The 7,168-nt window shown below is 37.0% G+C and carries 7 protein-coding genes; 6 read left to right on the plus strand and 1 reads right to left on the minus strand.

Features of this window, described 5'->3' with window-relative positions; all coding sequences use genetic code 11:
- The 3 genes from Q5O73_RS09395 to Q5O73_RS09405 form a co-directional block, all read left to right on the plus strand.
- Positions 1 to 1,210 (plus strand): PTS sugar transporter subunit IIBCA (locus Q5O73_RS09395; RefSeq protein WP_302669554.1); only part of this gene is annotated, 1,210 nt, incomplete at its 5' end.
- 10 nt (positions 1,211 to 1,220) lie between these two features.
- Positions 1,221 to 2,873 (plus strand): alpha,alpha-phosphotrehalase, encoded by a 1,653-nt coding sequence (treC, locus tag Q5O73_RS09400; RefSeq protein ID WP_195557194.1) that lies wholly within the window; start codon positions 1,221 to 1,223, stop codon positions 2,871 to 2,873.
- Positions 2,874 to 3,176: 303 nt separating this feature from the next.
- Complete coding sequence (locus tag Q5O73_RS09405) at positions 3,177 to 3,314, plus strand: hypothetical protein (protein ID WP_243271814.1); 138 nt, start codon at positions 3,177 to 3,179, stop codon at positions 3,312 to 3,314.
- Between the two features lie 185 nt (positions 3,315 to 3,499).
- Here the strand turns inward: Q5O73_RS09405 and Q5O73_RS09410 are convergent, their stop codons facing one another.
- A complete protein-coding gene (locus Q5O73_RS09410) occupies positions 3,500 to 3,712 on the minus strand; it encodes a helix-turn-helix domain-containing protein (RefSeq protein ID WP_243271815.1) in 213 nt (70 codons plus the stop codon).
- 159 nt (positions 3,713 to 3,871) lie between these two features.
- Here Q5O73_RS09410 and Q5O73_RS09415 point away from each other — a divergent pair, with 159 nt between their 5' ends.
- The 3 genes from Q5O73_RS09415 to Q5O73_RS09425 all read left to right on the plus strand — a co-directional run bounded on the left by Q5O73_RS09415 (position 3,872) and on the right by Q5O73_RS09425 (position 6,983).
- Positions 3,872 to 4,060: a hypothetical protein gene (locus tag Q5O73_RS09415; protein WP_302669555.1), complete on the plus strand. Its 189-nt coding sequence runs from the start codon at positions 3,872 to 3,874 to the stop codon at positions 4,058 to 4,060.
- A 15-nt stretch (positions 4,061 to 4,075) separates the two neighbouring features.
- Positions 4,076 to 4,228 carry a hypothetical protein gene (locus Q5O73_RS09420; protein WP_279354819.1) on the plus strand — a complete coding sequence of 51 codons (153 nt, stop codon included), beginning with the start codon at positions 4,076 to 4,078 and terminating at the stop codon, positions 4,226 to 4,228.
- A 124-nt stretch (positions 4,229 to 4,352) separates the two neighbouring features.
- On the plus strand, positions 4,353 to 6,983 hold the full coding sequence (locus Q5O73_RS09425) for a family 16 glycosylhydrolase (RefSeq protein ID WP_195557196.1): 2,631 nt from the start codon (positions 4,353 to 4,355) through the stop codon (positions 6,981 to 6,983).
- Positions 6,984 to 7,168: the final 185 nt, after the last annotated feature.

Raw genomic sequence — 7,168 nt, forward strand, 5'->3', positions numbered from 1 at the left:
GGCATATCTTGAAAAATTCTTCAAGAAGATCTGTCCATCCGTAATTTCTATGATCGTGGTACCTTTCTGTAGCTTAGTACTCTCTGTTATGGCAGCACACTTTGTGCTTGGACCAATCGGATGGAAAATCGGCTCTGTCATTTCCTCCGTTGTATACGCAGGAATCACAGGACCACTGAAAATTGTATTCGGTGCAATCTTCGGTTTTGTGTATGCACCGCTTGTAATCACAGGACTTCATCATATGTCAAATGCAATTGACTTACAGTTGATTGCTGACTTTGGCGGAACAATGTTATGGCCAATGATTGCTTTGTCCAATATCGCACAGGGTTCCGCAGTATTAGGCATGATCTATCTTCAGAAAAATGATGCCCAGGCGCAGGAAGTAAACATTCCGTCATGTATCTCCTGTTATCTGGGGGTTACAGAACCGGCAATGTTTGGTGTAAACTTGAAACACAGTTATCCTTTCATCTGCGGTATGATTGGTTCTGCATGTGCATCAATTGTCTGTGTAGCTACAAACAGTACAGCAAATGCAATCGGTGTTGGCGGTCTTCCGGGAATCCTTTCCATGCAGCCTCAATCCATGTTAACCTTTGCTATTTGTATGTTAATTGCCGTAGCAGTTCCATTTGTATTAACAGTTATGGTTGGTAAAACAAAACTTCAGCCAAAAGAAGTTAAAACAGTAGAAGAAGTTAAATCAGCAGAAGAAGTTAAATCAGTAGAAGAAGTTAAATCAGCAGAGGTAACAGAATTAAAGGCATTTGCAACAGGTGATGTGATTGCATTAAAAGAAGTGAATGACGGTGTGTTTTCCGCAGGAACCATGGGTGAAGGATGTGCAATCATTCCGGAGAATGAAACTGTTTATGCTCCGGCTGATGCAACAGTCAACTTACTTATGCAGGAGTCACGTCATGCATGTGGTTTAAAACTTGCAAACGGTGCACAGATCCTTTTACATATCGGAATTGATACTGTAGCCATGAAAGGTGACGGTTTTGAATACCTTGTAAAAGAAGGTCAGAAGGTATCTGCCGGAACACCCCTGATCAAATTTGATAAAAAGAAAATCAGTGAAGCAGGTTATGTTGATACGATCATTTGCGTTATTGCTGAGCCAGGTAATATGGAAAATATAGTATTTATGACAGGCATTTATGCAATTGAAAAAGAGACAACAGTAGCAAAGATAGAATAAGAGGAATTGTATGACAGATTTTAGAAAAAGTACTGTATATCAGATTTATCCCAGATCCTTTTATGATACCAACGGAGATGGCTTTGGGGATTTAAAGGGTGTGACGGCAAAGTTAGATTATATAAAAGAATTGGGCGTGGACTATATTTGGATGACTCCGTTTTTTGTGTCCCCCCAGTATGATAACGGTTATGATGTGGAGGATTACTATAACATTGATCCCCGTTACGGTACGATGGAAGATTTTGAAGAGCTTTCCAGAGAGGCACAGAAGCGTGGCATCAAACTGATGCTGGATATGGTATTTAACCATACCTCCAGCAATCATGAATGGTTCCAGAAAGCATTGGCCGGAGATGAAAAATATAAGAATTATTATATTTTCAAAAAAGGAAAAGAGGATGGCAGTGCACCCACAAACTGGGAAAGTAAGTTCGGAGGAAGTGCATGGGAATATGTGCCGGAAATGGATGAATACTATCTGCATTTATTCCATGTAAAACAGCCGGATCTGAACTGGGATAACCCCAAGGTGCGTAAAGAGGTTCAGAAGGTTGTACGTTTTTGGATGAGCAAAGGTGTCAAGGGTTTCCGATTTGATGTAGTGAATCTTATCAGCAAAGATAAATTCGAAGATGATTTCGAAGGGGATGGCCGTAGATTTTACACTGACGGACCAAACGTCCATCAGTACCTGAAAGAATTAAATGCGGAGTCATTCGGACAGGATGCAGAAATTATTACTGTCGGTGAAATGTCCAGCACATCTATGGAAAATTGTTTTGAATATGCAGGTGAAGACAGCCATGAGCTTTCCATGGTATTTATCTTCCATCATTTAAAGGTTGACTTTATGGGGAATGAAAAATGGGTGCTTGTACCAACAGATTTCCAGAAATTGAAAGATATTCTCTTTAGCTGGCAAATTGGAATGGCCAAGAATCATGCCTGGAATGCAGTGTTCTGGTGCAATCACGATCAGCCGCGTCCGGTTTCCAGATTTGGTGATGAAGGAAAATACTGGAAAAAGTCAGCTAAAATGCTTGCGACCATAATTCATGGACTTCGCGGTACTCCATATATTTACCAGGGTGAAGAGATTGGTATGACAAATACCGATTTCACTGACATCAGTCAATTTCGTGATGTAGAAAGTTTGAACCATTATGAAATCCTGCAACAGAAAGGTCTTTCTAAAGAAGATGCATTTCGTATTATCCAGATTCATTCCAGGGATAACGGAAGAACACCAATGCAGTGGAATGGTGAAAATTACGGTGGCTTTACCAAGGGAATGCCATGGATTGGTGTGAATGAAAATTATACCAAGATTAATGCACAGAGCCAGCTGCATGATGAAACATCCATTTTCAACTACTATAAAAAGCTCGTAGCTTTACGTAAAGAGCTGGATATCATTGCATATGGTGATATCAGGCCGTTAGATGTAAGACATTCATCCGTTATTGCATATGAAAGAATTTACGGAGAGGGAAAAATGCTGGTAGTCTGTAACTTCTATAAAACAGAAGTTGTATGGGATAGTGGAATGGATCTGAAGGGTTTCGAAACATTGCTGGGCAACTATTCTGAACAAAAAATAGAAGAGTCAAAGATTTCCTTAAAACCTTATGAAGCAATGATGCTTTACAGAAAGAGATAATATATGAATCTGTCCACTGATATCTTTGAAAAGAGTGTATGGATAATAATAGTAGCCTGCAGATTTTTGGCTGTTGGCTGTTAATGGTTATGTAATGCAAAGAAAACACGAGAGAAGAGGTCGTGGAGGCGGCAAAGGAGGCGGGAGCTCACGAGTTAATTGTGAACATGAAGGACGGATATGATATCTATATCGTAGGGTGGGGGATGAAGTTGCCTGGAGGACAGAAGCAGTGGCTCAGCATAGCATGTGTCTTCCGAGACATTACAATACCTCATGGGGCATTCGGATATATCAGTCACAATGAATGTGTACACGCATATCGGATTCGATGACGCTGAGGAAGAATTGAAGAGAATGGAAGAGTTTAGGAAAGCACAGGCGGAGGTTGATCAGAAGAAAGAGAAACCAATGTCGCAGAAGATGTTTAAGGTAATTTGATATGGAAGAAGAATGACGCTCTGGCTTAGGCTGGGGCGTTTTTTTTGTGGAAAAAACGATTATATAAGATTATAATATAATTAGGGGTTTGCTCGGTTATATAATTAAGGAGGGATTCAAGTACGGTTACATTTGTGAAGTCCTGATAATATAGCTCTATCTACAGCAGAAGAAGAGTCGTTATATTAATTCTTTAGTACATAATCAACAGTAGTACCTAAAACATTGCATACATTAACAAGTGTGGTAAGGGAGATTTTAATCTTACCATTTTCTATGTTACTAATATGGCTGGTATTCACTTTAACAGAAGATGCAACAAATTTCTGAGTAAAACCTTTGTGTGTTCGTATTTCTTTTAATTTCTTACCAATAGAATCGAAATCAATATCCTTCATGAAATCACCTCAAATTATATGATATATAATTGTAATATTTTTATAGCTGTAGTATAATAATCCAAAAACTATAAAAAAGTTTAGCTACAGAGTAAAAACAAGCAGAAAGGAGAGAAGATAAGGGTTATAGAAGCAATTATTTTGATAAAAATGATGCATATGATAACAACAATGGTTGGTATAAATGTATTAAGTGTGGACGTAGTTTCAGAAAAGGTGATATGGATATTGACCACATTAATTGATTTTAGCAATCTGTTTATTGCACTTGACGGTGGCAGTTATAAAACTTTGGTTGAGGCACAAAAAGCCGGGGCAGCAACACTTAATTATGGAACATTTATTTAAGAACTTATAAACTTTTTGATTATGGCATTTGTAGTATTTATGATTGTGAAGTTTATGAATAAATTAAGAAGAAAAGAGGAACCTGCTCCAGCTACAACAAAGATTTGCCCACATTGCAAATCAGAAGTACATATTGGTGCCAAAAGAAAAAGTTATTATAATAATTAAAACGTTTTTATAAAATTTGAATACCATATAAAAATACAGACCATTTAAAGAAAAAATGAATATTCATATAATTAAAAGGCAGTATAGCGAGATTATTTCCGTAAGGGAAAAGAAAGGAAGTATTATGAAAGAATTTTTTAGTATGGGAAAAACTATGAAAAAATTAATTTCTGTTGTAATGTCTCTAGCATTGTTGCTTACTTCAGCAGGAGTAGTTTTTTCAGGTAGTGATGTAAAGGGAGCAGCGGCAGAAGTTGTTTCATCAATGGATTATTATTCAACAAATGATGGACCAACAATTACACATTCAGGAGTTGGTACAGTCAGCTATGGATTTGTAATGCCAAAGTTTAACGGAAAAGCCAGTAGTGAACTTTCCATTGCAGATGTGGAAAAAGACATTCAGGTTTATGTTAAACAGGAAAACGGAACAAATGGTGAATGGAAGAAAATTGAAGATGTAAGTTACTTTAAGTGGAATGACACTTGGGCATGGGAATATCAGTCATGGGGTGGCTGGGTTTGCTGGATGAAACTTACAGAAACAACATATTTCCGTTTCCATGGAAAAACAAATAACATAAATCTTGATTACAAATTGGAACTTAACAAACTTTCAAAGTATAAGCTTACAAGTATTTCTACAACAGAAACAAATATTCAGGCAGATACAACAGGTGGTTCAGCTACACATTGGGGAGCATGGACATTTAATGGAGACAAGAGTATCAAGTATGAACAGATTCAGGATGATGTTAACATTACAGTAGACAACAATGACGGAAAAGGATTTGTTCAGTTTTTAGGCAATGCAGCATCAGGATTTCTGTGGGATCAGAACTTTGGATATTACTCAGATGGTGATGGTGGATATTGGTTTACAAATATCAGTTGGTCATTTACGTTAAGATTTGCATCAAAGTCAAATCCAAATGTACATCAGGATGTAAAAGTTACATATACAAAGCCAACCAGATCAAATTACAAAATCACAGCATATAATGGCACATCATACGATGCAAGCACAAGTGGTACAGCATCAGTTGGTATTCCACTTCCAAAAATTGGTGGAACAGAAGCTATAAAAGATGATTTGGATTTATTTAAATACGAAGTTAAGGTAGATGGAAAGTGGATTCCACTTACAGATGTTGCAGCCTGTGGATGGGTATATGAAGGAAGTGGTTACAACAAATATTCACTAAGCAGTCAGTGGGGTTATTTTGTTGATCATGTTTATGGACTTTGGCTCCAGCCTGTAAGACAGGATACAGAAATAAAAGTCACATATCCTATTGATGGTAAAAAAGGTGGAGATGCAAGCAATAACTATGTATTGTATACAATTAAAGGAAATACATCTTATAAGCCAACACTTCCATCAGATATGTCAGATATTAAAGTAAATGACAATTCAAATGCATATACACCGGCAGGTTGGAAGATGATTTTCAATGATGAATTTGATGGTGCATCTCTTGACACAAGCAAGTGGTCATATGATGAAGGATTCTTACTTAAAGAAGACGATATTAACACAGCCGGTTGGGGAAATCAGGAACTTGAATACTACACAAGAGACAATGTATCAGTAAAAGATGGTGCATTAAATATTCTTATGAAAAAGCAGTCAAAGGTATTTACAGAAAAAGGTGATCCATCTAAGAAAGCAACTGCGCAGTATTCATCAGGAAAGATTACAACAAAAGATAAATTCTCAGTGAAATACGGACGAGTTGATTTCAGAGCAAAAATGCCTACAGGTACAGGCATATGGCCTGCTATGTGGATGCTTCCAAATGACTCACGTTATGGTTCATGGCCATTATCAGGTGAAATAGATGTATTTGAAGGACGTGGAAGAACACCAAATATGGTATTTGGTACATTACATTATGGTGCACAGTGGCCAAATAATATTAATACATCAGATGCATTTAACATAACACGAGATGGTAATAAAAAGACAGGCATTGACGACTGGCATGTATACAGTGTTCAGTGGGATGCTGAAAATATTAAGATTTACTGTGATGGCAAATGCTATTTCAAATGTACATATGGTGAGTGGTATTCAGGCTCAGACAGAGGAAATGCATATGCACCGTTTGACCAGAGATTTTACCTTATTTTAAATCTTGCAGCAGGTGGAACATTTGACAGTGGTTATGTACCTGACAGCAGTTTTACATCAGGAACAATGTTAGTTGATTATGTTCGTGTTTACCAGCGTATGGTTAAGGCAGGAGAAGACGAGAAGGCAGACAAGAATGAAGGAGTTTCTACAAATGGAGCAAAGGATGGTCTTTATGGAGATTATAAGATTGGGAAAGGTGTAACGCCGGTTACTCCAGGAACAACAAATCCAAGTGAAACAAAACCTGAGGGAACAACAGCTTCAGGTGAAACAAAACCTGAAGGAACAACAGCCTCTCCAACAACAAAGAAAACACAGAAAAAGACTCCAAACAAAGCATTAAAAACAACAGTTGTAAAGAAAGCAACAAAGAAGAAAAATGCAAAGAACATCAGGCTTTCATTTAGAAAAGTTAAAGGTGCTAAAAGATATCAGGTACAGGTTTCTAAGAATAAAAAGTTTACATCAGTTATTGTAACAAAGACAGTAAAGAAATATAAAAAAGTAACAATTTCTAAAAAAGCATTTGAAAAGAGAAAGAAACTTTTTGTACGAGTTAGAGCCGTTGGCTGCAAGAAGTGGTCAAAACCTAAAAAAGTTAGAATTTTAAAGAAATAATAATTATAAAATAAAGTAGACCGTTATATTATAAAAATTTCATTATAATGATGAAGTTTTGGCTCTTTGTCAAGAGCGGGGGTAAAAAGATTTTTTACACAGTTGTGAACCATTGTTCACAACTGTGTTTTCTCTTTTAAGGAAAGCCTTGATTTTATTGGGGTTCTTGGAGGGAAGCATAGAAT

This window comes from Eubacterium sp. AF15-50 (assembly GCF_934835595.1).
GTDB lineage: Bacteria > Bacillota > Clostridia > Lachnospirales > Lachnospiraceae > Eubacterium_G > Eubacterium_G segne.